This is a genomic window from Alteromonas sp. H02 (genome assembly GCF_059682525.1).
In genome coordinates this window covers 55,803-75,246 of the sequence record NZ_CM185021.1, presented here as the reverse complement: position 1 = coordinate 75,246, position 19,444 = coordinate 55,803, and the positions used below count along the sequence as shown (strand labels likewise).

16 protein-coding genes are annotated in these 19,444 nt (G+C 50.3%); 2 read left to right on the top strand and 14 right to left on the bottom strand.

Going from position 1 to position 19,444, the window contains the following annotated elements:
- Position 1: 1 nt before the first annotated feature.
- From AC566Q_RS00365 to AC566Q_RS00355, 3 genes are read right to left on the bottom strand one after another with little or no spacing between them, the layout of a single operon-like run.
- Positions 2–991, bottom strand: a complete 990-nt coding sequence (locus AC566Q_RS00365) for an alpha/beta fold hydrolase (RefSeq protein WP_499612624.1) — start codon at positions 989–991, stop codon at positions 2–4.
- Complete coding sequence (locus tag AC566Q_RS00360; RefSeq protein ID WP_499612622.1) at positions 988–2,658, bottom strand: glycoside hydrolase family 43 protein; 1,671 nt, start codon at positions 2,656–2,658, stop codon at positions 988–990. The genes AC566Q_RS00365 and AC566Q_RS00360 overlap by 4 nt, the downstream gene beginning before the upstream one ends.
- 3 nt (positions 2,659–2,661) lie before the next feature.
- Positions 2,662–3,852 carry a glycoside hydrolase family 88/105 protein gene (locus AC566Q_RS00355; RefSeq protein WP_499612620.1) on the bottom strand — a complete coding sequence of 397 codons (1,191 nt, stop codon included), beginning with the start codon at positions 3,850–3,852 and terminating at the stop codon, positions 2,662–2,664.
- Between the two features lie 437 nt (positions 3,853–4,289).
- On the opposite strand from AC566Q_RS00355, the gene AC566Q_RS00350 reads away from it, so the two are divergent.
- A complete protein-coding gene (locus AC566Q_RS00350) occupies positions 4,290–6,986 on the top strand; it encodes a TonB-dependent receptor (RefSeq protein ID WP_499612618.1) in 2,697 nt (898 codons plus the stop codon).
- A gap of 149 nt (positions 6,987–7,135) precedes the next feature.
- On the top strand, positions 7,136–7,891 hold the full coding sequence (locus tag AC566Q_RS00345; protein WP_499612616.1) for a rhamnogalacturonan acetylesterase: 756 nt from the start codon (positions 7,136–7,138) through the stop codon (positions 7,889–7,891).
- A 54-nt stretch (positions 7,892–7,945) separates the two neighbouring features.
- Here AC566Q_RS00345 and AC566Q_RS00340 read toward each other — a convergent pair whose 3' ends face one another.
- The 11 genes from AC566Q_RS00340 to AC566Q_RS00290 form a co-directional block, all read right to left on the bottom strand.
- Positions 7,946–8,551, bottom strand: coding sequence for an SDR family oxidoreductase (locus AC566Q_RS00340; RefSeq protein WP_499612614.1), 606 nt, complete (start codon positions 8,549–8,551; stop codon positions 7,946–7,948).
- On the bottom strand, positions 8,548–8,901 hold the full coding sequence (locus AC566Q_RS00335; protein WP_499617629.1) for an FAD synthase family protein: 354 nt from the start codon (positions 8,899–8,901) through the stop codon (positions 8,548–8,550). The genes AC566Q_RS00340 and AC566Q_RS00335 overlap by 4 nt, the downstream gene beginning before the upstream one ends.
- Before the next feature lie 153 nt (positions 8,902–9,054).
- A complete protein-coding gene (locus AC566Q_RS00330) occupies positions 9,055–9,771 on the bottom strand; it encodes a LytR/AlgR family response regulator transcription factor (protein ID WP_499612612.1) in 717 nt (238 codons plus the stop codon).
- Entirely contained in the window at positions 9,762–10,793 is a 1,032-nt protein-coding gene (locus AC566Q_RS00325) for a sensor histidine kinase (protein WP_499612610.1), read from the bottom strand. Before AC566Q_RS00325 ends, AC566Q_RS00330 begins: the two co-directional genes overlap by 10 nt.
- Position 10,794: 1 nt before the next feature.
- Positions 10,795–12,162, bottom strand: coding sequence for an alpha/beta hydrolase family protein (locus AC566Q_RS00320; RefSeq protein ID WP_499612608.1), 1,368 nt, complete (start codon positions 12,160–12,162; stop codon positions 10,795–10,797).
- A gap of 159 nt (positions 12,163–12,321) precedes the next feature.
- Positions 12,322–13,236 (bottom strand): sugar kinase, encoded by a 915-nt coding sequence (locus AC566Q_RS00315; protein WP_499612606.1) that lies wholly within the window; start codon positions 13,234–13,236, stop codon positions 12,322–12,324.
- Positions 13,233–13,871 carry a bifunctional 4-hydroxy-2-oxoglutarate aldolase/2-dehydro-3-deoxy-phosphogluconate aldolase gene (eda, locus tag AC566Q_RS00310; protein ID WP_499612605.1) on the bottom strand — a complete coding sequence of 213 codons (639 nt, stop codon included), beginning with the start codon at positions 13,869–13,871 and terminating at the stop codon, positions 13,233–13,235. The genes AC566Q_RS00315 and eda overlap by 4 nt, the downstream gene beginning before the upstream one ends.
- Complete coding sequence (locus tag AC566Q_RS00305) at positions 13,871–15,334, bottom strand: mannitol dehydrogenase family protein (RefSeq protein ID WP_499612603.1); 1,464 nt, start codon at positions 15,332–15,334, stop codon at positions 13,871–13,873. The genes eda and AC566Q_RS00305 overlap by 1 nt, the downstream gene beginning before the upstream one ends.
- A 2-nt stretch (positions 15,335–15,336) precedes the next feature.
- Complete coding sequence (gene uxaC / locus AC566Q_RS00300) at positions 15,337–16,758, bottom strand: glucuronate isomerase (protein ID WP_499612602.1); 1,422 nt, start codon at positions 16,756–16,758, stop codon at positions 15,337–15,339.
- Positions 16,759–16,771: 13 nt separating this feature from the next.
- Positions 16,772–18,274 carry a UxaA family hydrolase gene (locus tag AC566Q_RS00295; protein ID WP_499612601.1) on the bottom strand — a complete coding sequence of 501 codons (1,503 nt, stop codon included), beginning with the start codon at positions 18,272–18,274 and terminating at the stop codon, positions 16,772–16,774.
- A gap of 93 nt (positions 18,275–18,367) precedes the next feature.
- Positions 18,368–19,393, bottom strand: a complete 1,026-nt coding sequence (locus AC566Q_RS00290; RefSeq protein WP_499612599.1) for a LacI family DNA-binding transcriptional regulator — start codon at positions 19,391–19,393, stop codon at positions 18,368–18,370.
- Positions 19,394–19,444: the final 51 nt, after the last annotated feature.

Below are 19,444 nucleotides of genomic sequence, written 5' to 3'. Positions count from 1 at the left end.
GTCACTGCTGTTCTCCTTGTTTTTGAACTCGCTGTAAAAAGGTATCAATCCATTGGGCGGTTTGGCTTAAATAAGGCTCAAATAACCAAAAGGTATGAATGGTTTCGGTAAGCTCAATGTACTGATGAATAATATGATGCTTTTTCAGATAGCCGGTTATTTCGGCATGGCCAGCGGTAAAGCGTGGCTGACCGCTACTGATAATAAGCGTTGGAGGTGACTGCGGATGCAAATGCTGCGTTGCCGAAGCCTCTGCCCAAACCTCTGGCAACTCCTCATAGGTGCCGCCCAACCACAACGCTGCAGCGGAGCTATGCTGCTTTTTATTTTCAAACTGCAATGCCAGCGGTGTGGTGAAGTCGAGCACCCCGTCCAGATCTATGACTGCGTTAACACTAGTATTTTGTTCTGGCTGCGAATGATATCGGTCACTGGCCGCCGCATGCCCGGCCAGAGCGGCCATCTGACCACCTGAAGAGCCGCCGCCAATCGCTACCTTGTCGGGGGTAATCGAAAAGTCTTCAGCCCGTTCCTTTAACCAGCTGATAGCATCATTAATATCTACCATCCCGGCTGGGTAAGGGGCTTCAACCGACAGCCGGTACTCAGGCGTCATCACCACATAGCCACGCTGAGCCAACAGATTCGCCAACGGATAAAAGTGTGATTTGTTTCCTGAGCGCCATCCTCCGCCGTGGACCAGCACCACAGCCTGGCCGTTTTGATTCTCAACCGATGGGAAGAAGATATCGGCATGCAGGTCGCGTCCGTCAACACGCTTATAAGGTCTTTCAAAGGCAATACTCTGGCCTGCTCTGAAAGTCTGAGCCGGCCATGCCAACTCAGAATGTTTTGCTTTGTAGCGGGCAAAGCGCTCACCGGGAGAGTAGCTGTCATCCACGGTGATATCTTTAGCCAGTGCCGATGCCGACACCAGCAAGCTCATGATTAACCCGATAATGTGATGGGATGCCACGCCTTGATAACTCACTGAACAACCTCTCTGTGCATCGGCAGGAACCGCACATAATCATAGCGCGCGTCAGCACCCGACTCCCCCACGGCAAACACACCGGTTTTGGCACCCACCCAGCGACCACGGCGGGCCTTAAACTGCTCACCTACTACGGTGAAAGGCTCACTCTCGCTATAGCGATAAGCAAATACCACCGTGGCATCAGAGGCCAGAATGTACCTGAGCTCGATACTTTCATGCGCGACTTCACCGTAGTCGTGAACACTCTCATCGCACCCTTTACGAGCACCACGACATTGCACATAAACCAAATGCGGGGCGTTATTGATGGTTTTGATGCCAATCCAGGCGTAGTCTTCGCCAAATAGCAGTAAGCCGGTTTCAATATCCGCTTGTGCTTTTGGCACCTTAAGTTGGCTGCGAACCTGAAACGTCTGTGCCGGCAGTTTTTGCAGCATCAGATTAGGTGTCATCCACAAATTATCTCCGGTATCAAACACTTTTGGCATCGCATTCAGAGTAAGCTGGCCCTCACTAACGTCCAGCCATTGTGATTTGAAGTTGCCATTCCATTGCCACTGAATACCCACCGTTTTAGCGGTAAATTCATCGCTGGTTGGCTGCGGCATTATTCGGCCAGGCAGTGCGCTAAGCGGTTTACGATGGCTATAAACCGGCTCTCCGGTGCCATCATTGTTATCGTCACGGCCTATTACCGGCCAGTCATTCAACCATGTCACCGGCTGTAAATGAACAATGCGCCCATAGGCTTTGCGGGACTGAAAGTGAATAAACCAATCCTCACCGCTACTGGTGGTTACCCAGCTGCCCTGATGCGGGCCGTTTATTAGCGTATTGCCCTGGGCCATCACCGTTTTATGTTGATAAGGGCCAAAAATATTGCGCGACCGGAATACCGCCTGCCAACCGGTTTCTACACCACCAGCCGGGGCAAAAATGTAGTAATAGCCATTACGCTGGTAAAACTTTGGCCCCTCAAGGGTTCGGTAGCCTGTTAGCTGATGGCCGTCCACAATAGTGGTGTACTCAGGGTTTACCCAGGAGGTATCCGCTGCCATTTCATGCAGGCTAAGGACATTGTTGAATCCTGCCCGGCTTTTCGCCCAGGCATGTAACAGATAAGCCTTACCGTTTTTGTCCCATAGCGGCGTTGGGTCGATAATACCTTTGCCAGGCAGAATAAGCCGGGGTTCACTCCAGGTACCGGCCGGATCATCAGCGGTCACTACGTAAATACCAAAGTCCGGGTCAGGATAGAATATCCAGTATTTACCATCGTGATAACGAAAGTTAGGCGCCCACACGCCATTACCATGCTGCGGTTTATCGTAATGGGCCTGGGGTATCTGCTGAGGCAGGGCATAGTTGATCAGCGTCCAGTTCACTAAATCCGTTGAATGCAGCACCGGTAGCCCGGGTGAAGCATTAAAACTCGACGCAGTCATGTAATAGTTGCCGTCTACGGCCACTACATCCGGATCGGAATAATCAATATGCAGTATGGGGTTTTTATAAAAGCCATTGCCCAGGTCGCTGATGTGCAAACGATTATCCGCAGGTTTCAGCGACGTATATTCAAGCTGACCGTCGGGCTGACCGCTGCACCCGGCAAGAATACACAGGGGCAGCGTTAGCGCGCAGAGCCGGGCAATAGTGCGCATGGGTTACTTACCCAATTCCAGTGCAGCCAGGATGAAAGGGCCAACGCCTTTGGCGTCATTCGGGCGAATAGGTTCGCTCATATAATACTCAAAGCTGCCGTCACGATAGGGATTACCACCCAGCCCGGCTACCGCACACACCTGATTGAGGCTAATCACGTTGGTTGCCGGATCCACAGAAATCATTTGGTCCACTAGCCCGGCAAAGCCTTTTTCAGCATGGGCACGGTAAGACTCTGGTAATACGCCCAAATTAACACCACGGGCCATGGCATACGTCAGCATGGCCGTACCGGAGGCTTCCAGATAGTTTTCTTCACGGTCGCCTAAATCGGTTACCTGATACCAGGCACCGGTGGGATCCTGGTATTTTACTACCTGCGACATAAATTTCTCAAAGCGGGCTGCCAGCCAGGCACGTTTGGAGTTTTGCGCCGGCACAATATCCATTACGTCCACCATTGCCATGGCGTACCAGCCTAGCGCTCGTGACCAGTGGTGCGGTGACAACCCCGTGGCGTTGTCTGACCATTTCTGATCCCGGGATTCATCCCAGCCATGACGTGGCAAGCCGGTTTTCGGGTCGTACAGATGCTTTTCAATTAATTCAAACTGTAAAAACACATCATCGAGCTGCTCTGGATTTCTGGCGCGCATGATGTACTCTGCATAGAAAGGTGCCCCCATGTACAGACCGTCGAGCCACATCTGACTTGGATAGCGCTTTTTATGCCAGAATCCGCCTTCGCTGGTGCGCGGATGTTCATTTAACTGGGCGCGCAGCTTGTCTGCAGCGAGCATGTACTTTTCATCGCCGGTTTGATCATATAAGAAGAACAGCACCTTTCCGGCATTGAGCATATCAATATTAAACTTTTCCGTTTTATAGGTGGCGATATTGCCCTGCTGATCGATGAGCTCGTCGTAGTAGCCCTTGAGGTAATCAAAGTAACGCTTGTCACCGGTTTTTTCGTAAACCCGGGCAAAACCCAATAAATTTAAACCGTGAACATAGTCCCAGGTCGGCTCTTTATCCCAGTCCATCATCCAGGCCTCTGGGAAACGCACCATTTCTGATTCCACCATGCGTTGATACCAAGGCTTGGTGTTATCCAGTGTGTCAGTTTGCGCCGCTACTGCTGTGGTTGTAAACAGCAATGCCACCAGCGTTGTCCTTATCACCTGTCCGATCATTTTCGACCCCTGTTGAAAAAATGTAAATAAATTATGCTACCGGTAGCATTTTAGTAATTTCACTATTGTTGTCAACATGTAAACACAATAACAAATGCTCAAAAAGACGCTATGAAAACGCGCAAGATTTAACGTAAGTCATTAATCTTTAGTATAAAAAATTGCTTGAACAGGCCTCTCAAACTAACCAACAGATGTTTCGAATATGGAACATAAATGACAAAACCAGCGAATTCTTGAAAATTTTGTGAACGGCGTTTGCCACCGGTAGCATTTATATCTATATTGTTAACCTCTTGTTAACCTCTTGTTAACCCATACACATAATAACAACAGGTTTAACAGAATACGTACCCATGCACACAACATGTTTAGCAGCCGCTGACGGAATGAATACGCTGCAGAACAGGTTAATAAAAAACGTGAGGAAGCCACGAATGAAATTTGCCAAGAGTTTTAACAAAGCCCCATTAAGTCTGGCGGTAGCCTGTGCTTTACTAACACCTGCACTGGTGCAAGCCCAGGATGTACCTGATAATGATGTTGAAGTTATAGAGGTTCGCGCCTCAAGCTTTGCAGACAGCCTGCAAAAAGCCCTGATCACCAAGCGCGCCTCAGCCGGCGCAGTCGACACCATTCTCGCCGAAGATATTGCAGACTTTCCTGATCAGAACCTTGCCGAGTCATTACAACGTATCCCGGGTATCGCCATCAGTCGTGATGCCGGTCAGGGTCGTGAAATTACCGTTCGTGGTCTTAACTCCAGTTTTACCCGCGTGCAGCTGAATGGCATGCAGGCGCAATCACTGTCTGCTGGTCCTGGTGGTGTGCGTAAAAACCGTGCATTCGACTTTAACGTGTTTGCTTCTGAACTGTTCAGCCAGCTAACCGTTCACAAAACCTCTTCTGCCGAAATTGAAGAAGGTACCTTAGGTGCCACGGTGGACTTAACCACCGGTCGACCGTTTGATTTTAAAGACAACGTAACAGCCCTCAATGTGCAGGGCACTTACAACGACCAATCTGAAGAAGCCGATCCAAGACTGTCGGCACTCACCAGCTACACCAACGAAGACCGCACCTTTGGCTTTTTAGTCTCAGCGTCATTTTCTTCTCAGTTAATTAGCAACGTTGGCGCTGACACCGGCCGTTGGGAAGACGATAGCTTCTGTACCGACGATTCCTGCTTAGGCACCCAGAGCGAAGATTTAAGCAGCTACTGGCACCCGCGCTTCCCTCGTTTTGCCGATAAGAGCCACGACCTGGACCGCACCGGCATTACCGCGTCAATGCAGTTTGCACCCACCGACGACACCACGGTTACCGTAGATGCCTTATACGCCAAAATTGAAGCACAGCGTCTTGAGCCATTTATGCAGGCTATCTCTCTGGCGCGGACTAACTCTCTGGGCGTGGGCCAGACTTACCTGACCGACTACACGATAGACGGTAACGACAGCATTGTGGCGGCGACAGCTCACGATGTAGATGTGCGTTCAGAAAACTTTGAGTCAAACTGGGAATCGGAGTTTACGCAATTCAGTGTCGATGTGGTTCATCATATTAACGACGATTTAAAACTGCACCTTTTGGCAGGTACTTCTGAGTCAGTTCTGGATAACCGTGAAACCACTATTATTTATGAGCACTTTAGTGAAAATGACTCACGCCGTATGCTCGATTACGCCGAAAGCAGCTCCGCGGTAACTTTTGATTACAGCAGCCCGATGAGTCCAACCATTGGCTACAGCTTTGATACAGCAAATCCGGCCAACTGGGAATTATCAGAGTACCGCGACCGTTTATATGATGCAGAATCCAGTTACGACAACGCGCGTCTTGATTTTGCCTATATCCTGAATGATTCCGTCACCCTGAAAGGTGGTGTTACGTACAAAGATTACATGTATGAAATCGCCGGTTCACGGGCAGACGGGACCTTTGCTAATGCTGATGCGGCCGACGGCACGGTCGATAACGTCGCTTTTGGTATCAGCAATGTGGTCACCGCTGCCGACGGTAACGTGGTCAGCGCAGGTGGTCAGTCATTCTTTATGGCCGACAACGCTCAACTGCCGCAATTCCTGGCCAGTGGTGGCTGGAGTTATGCGCCTCGCGGTGGTGATACTTATGCGGTTGGCGAAGAAAACATGAGCTACTTTATCCAGGCTGACTTTTTCTTCCCGGTAGGTGACATGGACCTGCGCGGTAACGCTGGTGTGCGTTATGCGACAACCGATGTCGAATCTACTGGCCTGGTAAATGGCGACCCAACCACGGTTAAAAACGATTACAGCGATACGCTGCCATCGGTTAACCTGGCACTCGATCTCACCGAAGACGTGGTATTACGTGCCTCTTATGCCGACGTAATGTCTCGTCCTGGCCTGAGCACGTTGTCGCCGGGTGGAAGTGTAGACCCGTTCAACCTGGGTGTTAGTTATGGTAACCCGTTCATCGAACCGTTCCGGGCTACCAACTACGACCTGTCTGCAGAGTACTACTTTGCTGAAGGTGCGTTACTGTCATTCGCCTACTTCATTAAGGACATTGAATCGTTCCCGACCAACGAAACCAGCACCCTTAACTGGCAACAAATTGGCTTACCCGACAGCGTGCTGGGCGGTCAGGCTGACATCGTGAATAATGCCGACTTTGAAGTACGTCGCCCGGTTAACGGCGGAGGCGGCAAGCTCGACGGCTACGAAGTGCAGTACCAACAAAAACTGGATTTCCTGCCTGGACCTGAGTGGGTGAAAAACTTCGGTGTGTTGGCTAACATGACGTTTGTTGATGCCGACGTAAACCTCACCGGTCAGTCAGACAAATCGTCTAACTTTACGGTTTATTGGGAAAATGACCTGTTTAGTGCCCGCGTTTCTATGGCGAAACGCAGTGAGTTCACCACGTCATTCCAGAGTAACCCGAACAAAGAACGCTATGTGGATGGCACCACCCATATCGACTTCTCGGCCAGCTACAATGTGTCAGAGAACCTCAAAGTGTCGATTGAAGGCATTAACCTGACCGATGAGCCGATTGTTGCCCTGGTATCACCCAATATGGGTGGACGCTTGTGGAATGTGACCCAAACTGGTCGTCAGTTCTTCATCGGTGCCAGCTACAGAATGTAACGATTTTATAGTGTGCCCAAGGATCATTTGATCCGCTGTTAGACCGGGTCGGGAAACAGGTGTTACGAACCAGTTTAATTCCTGCTCCCATGCCCGGTCCCCAGGCCATTTGTTACAAATGGCCTTTTTTTATTTTTTAAGGAGAAAAGATGAAACGCGTTTTATTTGCGCTGATACTCTCGGCTTTTTGCTCTCATTCTCTTGCCTGGGATCCTACCCGTGTGGCGCTGCATCTGGTGGGCGACTCCACTATGTCGAACAAGCCAAATTTGGCCTATCCCGAACGTGGCTGGGGGCAGTTACTGCCACAGTACATAAACGAAGAACTGGAAATTGTGAATCACGCTGCCAATGGCCGCAGTACCCGCCGCTTCATCAATGAAGGACGTTGGGCGCTGGTGCTTTCCGAGTTGAAAGAAGGCGATTACGTGTTAATTCAGTTCGGTCATAACGACCAGAAAAAAGACGACCCGACCCGCTATGCTTCAGTAGACAAAGACTATCCGGCGTTTTTACGTCAGTACATTAAGGAAGTGCGTGAACACAACGCCATTCCGATGATCGCCAGCTCGATTTGCCGACGCCATTTTGATGAAGAAGGTAACCTGCAACGTAAACTCATCGATTACGCTAACGCTGCCAGACAAGTCGCCAAATCAGAAGAGGTTGAGTTTTTTGACCTTAACGAACAAACCTGTGGGTTCTTAAAATCCATCGGTGAACCAGAAAGCCGTCAGTATTTTATTCAGGTACCGCCGGATTTATACACCCGCTATCCGGATGGCAAAACCGACAATACCCATTTAAATGTGGTGGGCGCATCCAAGGTTGCACAGTTTTTTATTCGCGATTTGCATGCCCGTAACCACCCGTTGGCGAAATACGTATACCGCGACTCGCTGTAAGTTAATTTACTATAGCAAAACAGGGCCGGCGGTTATCCAACGCTGGCCTGTTATTTACGGGTTCAATTCAAACTCGTTAGCCCGGATAAACAACACATCTCCCGGTGTAAATTCACCGTTTATAACCTGTATCACGTAACCGGTGAGTTGCTCACAGGTCATCATATTATTGTTAGGTAAATCAAAGTAATCGCGGAATTTAGTGTCAATGGCGCCGGGGCACAAACAAATCGAGTTATAACCATCGGCAGCGAGGCTCTTCGATAGGGTAATCACCCCGGCTTTTGAGGCGCAGTAAGACGACCAGTCTTTGTAAGCATTAAACCCGGCCGTTGATGAAATCTGAATCAGCTGAGTAGATTCAGAAGCAGTAAGCGCATACTTACATACGTAATAAGTACCCACCAGATTAACCTGAATATCATTAACCCACTGCGCACTGTCCGACGCCAGAATACGCTTAGGATGGATGGAGCCGGCATTGTTGATCACAATATCATAGGGAGCCGAAAGTCCGGCAAAATACCCTTTAACAGAATCTTCGCTGGTGACGTCCAGTTCACTGCGCCCTGGTGTATCTATATGGAATTGCTCGCCGTATTGCTGCTTAAAACTCTGCGCCCAGTCACCGCTGCCACCGGTGATTAAAACTCGCTTCATGATTTTTTAATCTCCGGGTTTTCATGTTTATCGGCTGTGCTTTTCAGCTTATTGTATTGTTCGGTGATTTGCTGTTTTAACCTGGTGCTACTAACCCCTTCACCGTAAGGGAAGTAGTACACCTCTACGCCTAAGTCGCGCAGATAATCATATTTGCCGCGCCAGTCATCACCTACCACAAACACGTCAATATTGAGATCTTTTACCCGGTCAGTGTGATCCAGCGAGCGCTGAGGGATAACCATATTGGGATATTTTAAAGCAGAAATAATCGCCGCACGCTCTTCATAAGGCACCGCAGGGGGATTTTTATAAGTACAGACAAGTTCATCCGTACTCACGCCTACAATTAACGTACCACCAAACCCAGCGCCTTATTCAATCATTTTGAGGTGGTTACTGTGAAATAAATCAAAGGTGCCGGATACATAGACTATTGGTTTCATTTTTATTCTTCTCTTCCTGCGTAGCTATGTACTCAGGATAACATTGTTTAAGCGGTGTTACAGTGATAACCGTTGCCTGAATGCCTGAGCCTGGCGGCGTGAGGGCACCAGAATACGCCCGTTTTGCATACGTACCTGCCACTGGCCGTTAAGCGGCACTTCAATGTCGTCGATAAAGGCCAGGTTGATAATTTCTGAACGGTTTATGCGAAAAAATTCGGCCTCGGGCAAACGCGCCTCGATATGCGAAATAGCCTTATTCAACATCGGCTTATGCTGATCAAAATAGACTCTTGTGTAATTCCCAACCGACTCAAACAGCTGTACCTGCTTAAGCCTGATCAGCCAGCATTGCTCGCCCTCTTTTAAAAACAACTGGCTGTCGCCATGCAGTCTGGACTCGGTGGTAACAGCCTCTTGCGCGGCAAGTTGCGCCTCAGTTTTGGCCAAAGCTTTGGTTAACCGCGGTAAGGTGATGGGTTTAAGCAAATAATCCAGCGCATCTACTTCAAAGGAGCGCACAGCAAATTCGTCAAAGGCAGTGGTAAACACCACTTTTGGCAATACCTCAAGTTGCTCTAGTAAGTCGAAGCCGGTGCCTCCGGGTAAGTCGATGTCCAGCAGAATCAGGTCCGGCTGCACTTCGTTGATAAGAGCAGTGGCGCTTTCCACTGTATCGGCCTGCCCCACCAGCGTAACATTTGGCAGTTGCGACAACTGCTCACACAACTCCAGTCTCGCCAGTCGGCTGTCTTCCACTATGACTACCCGCATGGTTTGTCCTTATACGGTAATTGTACCCTTGCCACGACCTTGTCTTGCTGTTGGCTCAGCGTAAACGCCTGCTGCTCTGCATAAAGTATTGCAAGCCGCTGACGAATATTATCAACACCGATGCCGCCCTCTCCGGCCTTCAGTGAACCAGGATTGGCCACTTCAATCAGCAGGCAATGCTCGGCAAGGCCCATAGACACGCTAACCACACCGCCCTCTACCTGCCTGGCGATACCATGCTTGATAGCGTTCTCCACCAGCAATTGCAGCATTAATCGCGGTACGGGGCAATCCTGGCTAACTTTATCGTCCACCGTCACCTGGTAGGCCAGACGGGATTCATACTGCATCTTCATCAGGCTCACGTAAGTCTCAACAATAGCCAGTTCGGCAGACAACGATGAGGTTTCCCCGGCATCACTTTGCAGATTGTACCTTAACATATCGGCCAGGTTGGCCAGCATTTCTCTGGCCTTGGCAGCATCTTCTAAGATAAGCGCTCGAATATTATTAATGCAGTTGAACATAAAGTGCGGATTCAACTGACTCAGCAAGGCGTTTAACTGCGCTTGTTGCAGGTTTTGCTGCAGATCTTCCTGAGACGTCTCCAGCTCATCCACTTTGCGTTGCCGGGTAATAAAAAAGTACAGGCCACTCCAGATAAGCAGAACGGCCCAGACCACCAGCAAATTGTTAATAAACAACAAATCCAGTGCGCCGCTGGCCTGCTGGATAATTGGGTTTTTGATGACCACCAGGGTACCGAGCATCAGACTCGTTGCACCTGCAGCAGCAAGCAGAGATGCTGACAGGACGCCGGCGACCACTTTTAACAAGGGTAAACGCTGCCAGCGGCGATACCAGATACGCAAACAATGTGAAGCCGCCATAGCAAAGCCATAGAGAATAAAGACAGCGATAAATAGAGGATAGCTGACTATGCCTGCGGCCACTTTTAACATTGAGTCGATGGCGTAGAATAATCCCCAACCGGTCACCTGGAGCAGCCAGTATTGCTTCACACTATTCTCCCACCCGGCTGCTGATCCAGTCGCTGATCATCAATAGCGCCGGTGGTGCAAACGTCTGATTAATCCTGCCGTATTCGTCGGGCAGGCCGGATTCAGCCTGCTGAAAAAGGTGATTGAGATCTGGCAGTATTTTCAATGTCACATCCTCGTTGTCGGTGCTTGCAAAAATGGCCTCCATACCACCAATATTAGATGCCGCGGCCACCTGCAAATCCTTATCACCATTTAATGCCAGTACCGGCATAGTCAGCTTTGGCAGTACCTCTTGGGGTTGGTAGGTCAAAAAGCTTTGCCCCCACTCGTTAGCCACCACTTTAAGATACTGTTGGGCTGTGGCCTTGTCATACCCTTTGCTCAGTAAATCCTGCTCAATGGCCTGGGGACTTTCTCCGGCAATCACCTGCTCTGCAAAAACACGCATCGCCTGATAGATAGCCTCGCCATTGGGCAATCCGTAGGCCATTGCTATATCCCGTTGTTGCTCGGCCCATAATGTTGTGCCATCCACACCCAACCCCGCCAATAACACAACAAAGGCTACCTGAGGCTGACGGACAGCAAATATCGGCGCCGTTACACCGCCCTCACTGTGTCCTATCAGACCAATCTTTTGCTGGTCTATTTCATCCCGGGTGTTCAAGTACTCGAAGGCGGCAGCTATGTCGGTGCTGAAATCATCAATGGTTGCTCCAGCAAAAGTACCGCCACTTTTAGCGGTACCGCGATCATCAAACCGCAATACCGCGATGCCGGCTTTGGTCAGATGGTCGGCAATCACCAGAAAAGGCTTATGTCCCATCAGGGTTTCATCACGATCCTGAGGGCCCGAGCCGGACACCAGTATGGCTGCCGGAAAAGGGCCTTTGCCTTTGGGCAACGTTAGCGTTGCAGCAAACGCAAAAGGCCCGGATGTATGAGGGTAGCTGACCTCTTCAACAGAATAGGGGAAAGGCGCCTTAGGGTGCTGCGGCCGGGCTGCTGCCTGCCGGGCTTTTTCTTTGCCTTCCTCACTCTGGCGCGCCAGGGTCAGCGCAAAAGATTTACCGCTTTGCGTGAATGTCCCGACAAGCTCGCCATCTTCCAATGCCCCTTCAAAAGATGCGCCGATAGCAGCAAACTTCAACGTTACCTGCGTCTCCGTGATTTTGCCGGCACTGCCCGGGATGCCGAATGCCCCCTGGTTCGGGCTATCCAGACTAACCTGCCAATCAGGCTCACTGCCCGCAATATGCAGTACCAAAGGCAGTGATACACCAGGCTGAATATTGAGTTCGCCGTGCCAATCACCCGCGGTTTCCATTGCTGTACTGCTATTTGCCAGCAGTAATCCGGCAACCAAACCTGTTATCCACTTAAGCATAAAATGTCTCCTTAACGGTTGTGCTATGGAACACAGAATGCCTGATTAAATCAAGTCTGGTGGATTAAATGACTAACGGTGATAACGACGGGTAAATGGTAAATAGCGGGGATAGGCGGTAAATCAGCAGGGCGGCAAATTACCCTGCTGATTTATTCATTAAAGGGGGGTTACGGCCTTTCTTAGGGTGTCGGCCGGAATAATGGCACCGGGGTGCTGGATAACCGTACCGGCCACCATGGCACCAAAGCTGGCGGACTCAGTCACGTTTTTACCGGATAACCGCGCTGCAAGATAACCGCCGTTAAACGCATCACCTGCGGCGGTGGTATCCACCACGTTTGTTACCGTTTGTACCGGAACGATAAACTGGCCTTCGTGATTCACAATATGCACGCCTACCGCGCCGTTTTTCATCACCACTTCGCTAATGCCAAACGGAGCGAGATGCGCAAGCACATCATCAGCATTGGTATGGCCATATAACGCCAGGTGGTCGTCACCACCGGGGAATGCGATGTCAGCAACCTGGTAACTTTTATCCATCCACTCCTGAGCTTCCTGCTGATCACGCCACAGTCGCGGACGATAGTTAGGATCAAAGACAATTCGGCATCCGTTGCTGCGTAAGGTATTGATCAGGTCAAACAGCTTCTCGCGCTGCTCAACATCTAAAATCGCCACCGAAATACCCGAGAAATAGAACATCTCGATATTGTCCGGGGCCTGAGTCATCACATTGAGGGTTTGTGTGGCTGCCGAACCATCCCGCCAGTAGGCAAAGGTACGCTCACCGTACTTGTCGGTTCGCACCATATACAAACCCAGATTACGTTTACTGCAGCGATAAACATGGTCGGTATTTATTTGCTCATCACCCATGGCAAACAGCAGCTCATTACTTAAAAAGTCTTCGCCAATAGCGGTCAGATAACTTACCGACAAGCCCGGCGCATTGCGCTTTAAGTACACTGCGGTGTTGTATGTGTCACCGGCAAAGCTCTTCTTCAGTTCGGTGGCGCTGGTTGACACCAGTTCCACCATACATTCCCCAAAAATGACGACTCTTTTCACGCGGCATCCTTAGTAAATTGTTGTTGCGCCAGCGCACAGGCAGCGGTTACGCCCTGCCAGTCGCCGCTTGCGACACAGCTTTTTGGAATCATCCAGGAGCCGCCCACGGCGAACACATTGGGCAGGCTGCTGTACTCATGCAAATTAGAGTTGGAAATACCACCGGTTGGGCAGAGTGATACTTGCGGAAAAATAGCGCTGAAATTATTCAGCATAGCGGCACCACCACTTAAACTGGCCGGAAAGAATTTCACTTCCGACAAGCCGGCCTCGACGGCCAGTAAAATGTCTGAGGGAGAAGCAGTACCAGGCAGATAGGGAATAGTAATGTCGCTCAGTGCCAACAGCAGTTTTTCACTGATAGTCGGGGTAATAATAAACTGACTCCCGGCGTCTACCGCTTCCTGCACATGGTCTTGATTTAACACAGTACCCATGCCTACTAACAGTTCCGGAAATGCTTCACGAATGGCGGTTACCGCGGCCGCCGCTACGGGTGTACGGCGCACTACTTCGATACTACGCAAGCCACTGGCATGCACGGCACCGGCAATATTAACGGCCTGCTCTACACTTTGTGGCTGCAAAATCGGCAGCAATGGTGTGCCCTTAATCAGGCTTTTAAAGTCGCTCATTACAAGGCTCCCAACACGTCAGTCGCATTGTTGGTGTTGATGGACGACAGTGCTTCAACATATTCCAGCACGGTGTCTTTAAACCATGTGCTGGCAGTCAGTTCGGCGAACACCTGAGGCAGATTCAGCACAGCTGCGCCGAGCGCCGGCAGGTCACCCTGGTGCTGATTGGCTAAACCAATTAAGGTCTCTGCCAAGGGATCCACCAGCTCTTCCTGATCGTTAGCGCGTTTAGCAATAAATAAAATCCATGCCGCAATCGGCACGCATAATAGCTTTGCCTGCTGACCAAGCTTTAAGTTATCGCGCACGGTATTCAGCACACGGAAAGGCAGCTTCTGCGAACCATCCCAGGCAATCTGTGCCAACAAATGGCGAATGTGGCGGTTTTTATAGCGATTTAAAATATCTTCCGCGTAGGCCGCTAAATCCATCACGCCTTCTGCATTGATAGATGGAATAATTTCATCACTGAGCAAACGACGAATAAACGCTTCCAGGGCGCTGTCGCTGATCGCTTCATAAACGGTTTCTTTACCAAGCAAAATACCGGTGTAAGCGAGCGTTGAGTGGGTACCATTCAAAATACGCAGTTTGGCATTTTCAAAGGCAGCAACATCATCGGTAAAGGTGACACCAACCTTATCCCAGGCCGGACGAGGCCCGCTGAATTTGTCCTCAACCACCCACTGGGTAAAGCCTTCGCGCTGGATAGGCCAGGCATCTTCAACACCCAGCTTGTCGGCCGCCAGGCTAATCAGTGCTTCATCGGTAGCCGGCGTAATGCTATCAACCATGGTGCAGGGAAAGGCAATGTTCTGTTCAATCCACTGCGCCAGTTCGGGCTGAATTTTCTGAGCAAACTGCAATACCGCCCTGGCCAGCTTTTTGCCGTTATCAGCCAGGTTATCGCAACTGATCACGGTGATATCGGCCTGTTGCTGCTCAAAACGGTGCTTGAGCGCGCTAACAATAAGTCCTACCGCCGATACCGGCTCATCAGGGTGAGTTAAATCATGCATAATGTCAGCATGGGATGTATCGAGCTCACCATTGCTGGTCAGGCAGTAGCCTTTTTCGGTAATGGTTAACGAAATAATATGGGTATTGGCGTCGGTCAGCGCCGCCATGATGGCTTCACGGTCTTCATTTAATACCAGTACGCTATCGAAGGCGCCAATTACCTGCACATAGGGCTCATTATCCAGTACCACCAGTGAATACAGGTTGCCCTGATCGGCGAGCTTTTGCTTTAGCGTAGCGCTGCGCATCGACACGCCGGTAATGCGCCAGTTACCGCCATAGGCCATAGCCATATCGGTATACACTGCCTGGTGGGCACGGTGAAACGCGCCCGGCCCGATATGCACAATACCGCGACTGCGTTCAGTGCGATCGTATTCTGGCTTTTTGACCTCGGCTGGCAGGGTGGCCAGCGTAGAATTAGTTAATGACGCCGCCATGATTATGCCTGCCCCAGTTTGTAAGCTTTTTTCGCCAAATCATAAGACAGCTGTTTAATAAGGCTGCCAGCTTCTTCTTCGCTGATTCGATGTTCCACCACCATATTGGCCAGGAACCGGCAATCAATGCGGCGGGCTACATCGTGGCGAGCCGGAATCGACAGAAAAGCGCGGGTGTCATCGTTAAAGCCAACGGTATTAAACAAACCGGCGGTTTCTGTTACCTGATGGCGATAACGCAACATGCCTTCCGGACTATCGTGGAACCACCAGGCAGGCCCCAGTTTGAGGCACGGATAATGACCAGCCAGCGGCGCCAGCTCACGGGAATAGACGGTTTCATCAAGCGTAAACAAAATGATGTTCAGGCGCGGATCGTTGCCGTATTTATCCAGCAGCGGTTTTAAGGCGTTGACGTATTCGGTTTGCAGCGGAATGTCTGCGCCTTTGTCGCGGCCGAATTTGGTAAACACATCGTTATTGTGATTACGGAATGCGCCCGGATGGATTTGCATAACCATCCCATCTTCAATACTCATACCCGCTAATTCGGTAAGCATCTGAGCGCGGAACAATTCCTGATCGGCCTCACTGGCTTTGCCGCTCAGGCATTTGCTGAACAGCGCCTGACAATCAGCCTTCGACAGATCTGCGGTACGGGCAGTAGGGTGGCCGTGGTCGGTTGCCGTCGCACCATGTTCGCGGAATGTAGCCCGACGCTGGCGAATAGCCGCCAGATAACCTTCCCAGTCACTGGTATTTTCACCGGTAATTTCACCGAGTAGCTCAATATTCTGTGCGAAGTCTTCACGGGAGGCATCCACCACATCATCCGGACGGAAGGAAGTAATAACACGTTTATCCCAGCCGGTGCCTTTTAATACCCGGTGGTGCTCAAGATTATCCAGAGCCCCTTCAGTGGTGGCAATCAGTTCAATATTGAAGCGGTCCATTAAAGCGCGGGGTTTGTATGCGTCTTTCGCCAGCTCTGCTGTGATGAAATGGTAGTACTCCATGGCGTTTTCGCTGCACAGCATGTCGGTTAAACCAAACACATTCTTAAATACCGTATCGAGCCACATTCTGGATGGCGTACCGGCAAACAGGTAATAATGGTCAGCAAAAATCTGCCAGATTTTCTGCGGGTCGCTTTCGGTTGGACCACCATCCCAGCGACGAATACCGAGATTCTCCAGCGAAACGCCCTGACTATAGAGCATTCTGAACACATAGTGATCGGGTAAAATAAACAGCTCGGTGGCATTACCAAAATTTTCGTCATAGGCAAACCAGCGCGGATCGGTGTGACCGTGGGGGCTGATAATAGGCAGGTCTTTGACTGTTTGATACAGCGCGCGAGCAACAGATCGGGTTGCTTCGTCGGCCGGAAACAATCTGTCTTCGTGTAATAGTATTGGTTTCATATCAGTCTCTTTGTTACAGGGTTACGCCACGTTTCCAGATCGCTATCTCGTGACTGCCATTTTTCTCGTTGCAGGTTTTCTCGCCCGACGCAATATTCAGGCATTGCTGGTACAGCAGAGCAGCACAGTCATCAATACTGGTGCCCTGCAATATCTGGCCTGCATTAAAATCTATCCAGTGTGGCTTCTTATGAGCAATTTCACTGTTAGATGAGATTTTCACTGTGGGTACAGGAAAGCCGAGCGGGGTACCCCGTCCGGTGGTGAATAAAATGATGTGCGCGCCGCTGGCGGCGAGCGCAGTGGAACTTACCGCATCGTTGCCTGGTGCCTGAAGCAAATTGAGGCCTTTCTTTGACAAAGGCTCGCCATACTGCAATACACCGTTTACCGGTGCCTGTCCGCCTTTTTGCACGGCGCCCAGGGACTTTTCTTCCAGTGTGGTGAGTCCGCCGGCTTTATTACCCGGAGACGGGTTTTCATAAATAGGTTGGTTGTTATCAATAAAATACTGTTTAAAGTCGTTAACCAGTTCAACTATTTCGGAGAATACAGCCTGGCTGGTCGCACGGTTCATCAATAACTGTTCGGCACCGAACATTTCCGGGGTTTCAGTTTGCAGCACACTGCCGTTCTGTTTAACCATTAAATCAGTCATGCGACCCACCAGCGGGTTGGCGGTAATGCCACTAAACGCATCACTCCCGCCACACTTCACACCCAGTACCAACTCGCTGCCATCAATAGGTTCCCGGGTACACTTGCCAACATCAGCCAGCATTTCATGAATAAGGCGGATACCTTCCTCAATTTCGTCGCCAACCTGCTGGGAGTTAAAATACCGGATCTGTCCGGCAGGGCGGTCTACTTTCTCAAGCAGATTGGATAACTGGTTGTTTTCGCACCCCAGTCCCACAATCAATACAGCACCCGCATTAGGGTGCGATGCCAGCGAGGCGAGTATGGTTTGTGTGTCGTGCAGGTCATCGCCTAATTGTGAGCAGCCAAACGGATGGGTGAATGAACGAAAGCCATCGCATTCACCAAAGAAACGACGATCGCACTCCGCGGCGATTCGTTCAGCAGTGCGGTTGACACAACCAACCGTATTGATGATCCAGACCTCATTGCGGATCCCGACCTTACCATTCGCCCGCCGATAGCCCATAAAGCTGGCCTGGGAGGGTTTGGTAACCGGCTTGCTAACAGCAACCGGTTGATACTGATAGTTTTCCTGGCCGCTTAATGCCGTTTTTAAATTATGGCTGTGCACATGATCACCGCGTTTAATTTCAGCCTGCGCGATGCCGATGGCAAACCCATATTTCACCACTTTTTCGCCGGCGGCAATGTCACTCAGGGCCACTTTATGACCCGCAGGCGTATCACTGGCAAGCGTGACCGATAAAGCGTCTACGATCGTGCCGGCAGACAGGGCCATGGTCGACACAGCAACGTTATCGTTGGGATGCACCTGTATAAGCTTGGTTTGATCGGCCATAAAATCTCTAAACATTGATTCCAGTTGTTGATTAAGTTACCACACTTTTAACATTGGTGCCACCGGTGGCAAATTATGTTAAAGCAATTTTTATTTATTTTTTATCTGCTATGCTTTGGTTGCTTTGCGCGTTGACTCACGAATAATAAGATGTGGCTTAATCGTATATTCTTCCACCCCTTCAGCAGACTTATTTTCTATCTGGGCAACAATCTTTTTCGCGGCAATGCCAGCCATGGCAACCACCGGGCGCTGCACGGTGGTGAGTGACGGGATCACCCGTGATGCCAGCAAGTTATCATCAAAGCCGGCAACCGATAACTTGCCGGGCACTTCGATGCCCATCTCATGCGCTACTTTGAGTACACCGGCGGCCATCTCATCGTTATTGGCCACAATCACCTGTGGCCGCGGCGTTTGGATCAGTAATGACCGGGCACACTCAATGCCGCTCTCGTAGCTGTTTTTGCCTTCAATAATCCGCTCTGCAGGAATGGTTAAGCCCAGTTCCTGAAGTGTGTTAGTAATCCCTTCCAAACGCTCTACGGTAGAGTAATAGTGGTTTGGACCACTAATAATCGCGATGTCTTTGTGTCCTAACGAAACCAGGTAACGAGCCATATCACTTAATGCCGCACGGTCATCTGACACCACTATATTGGCTTTATCATCGATATCCACCGAGGTCAGCCTGACATAGTTAATGCCATGATTTTTCAGCGCTGTGGCCAGCTCGTTTGACTCAGACACTGGCGGCAGCACTATCACGCCGTCAATGTTTGAGCGCCGCACAAAGCCCACGCAATTACTGATAAAATCATCACTGCGATAGCTGCATGGGTGAACAACCAGCTCGTAGCCTTTTTTAGAGCAGACATCGAGCACACCACGTTGCACCTGGTCGATATAGAGTGCATCCGGGTTATCGTAAATCAGACCGATCAGATAAGAACGGCTGGCAGCCAGCCCACGGGCCTGTTTATCCGGGGAAAAGCCCAGCTCATCTACCACCCGCTGAATTTTTTCCCGGGTAGCGGCGCCAACATTTGAGGCACCATTGATAACCCGGGAGACGGTGCGTTTGGACACCCCGGCTATGCGTGCCACATCATTAATAGTTGGCTTCTTATCCATGCAGAGTACTCTTTATTTTTGTTTTTTATTAATCGCCCTGAGTTTACCGTT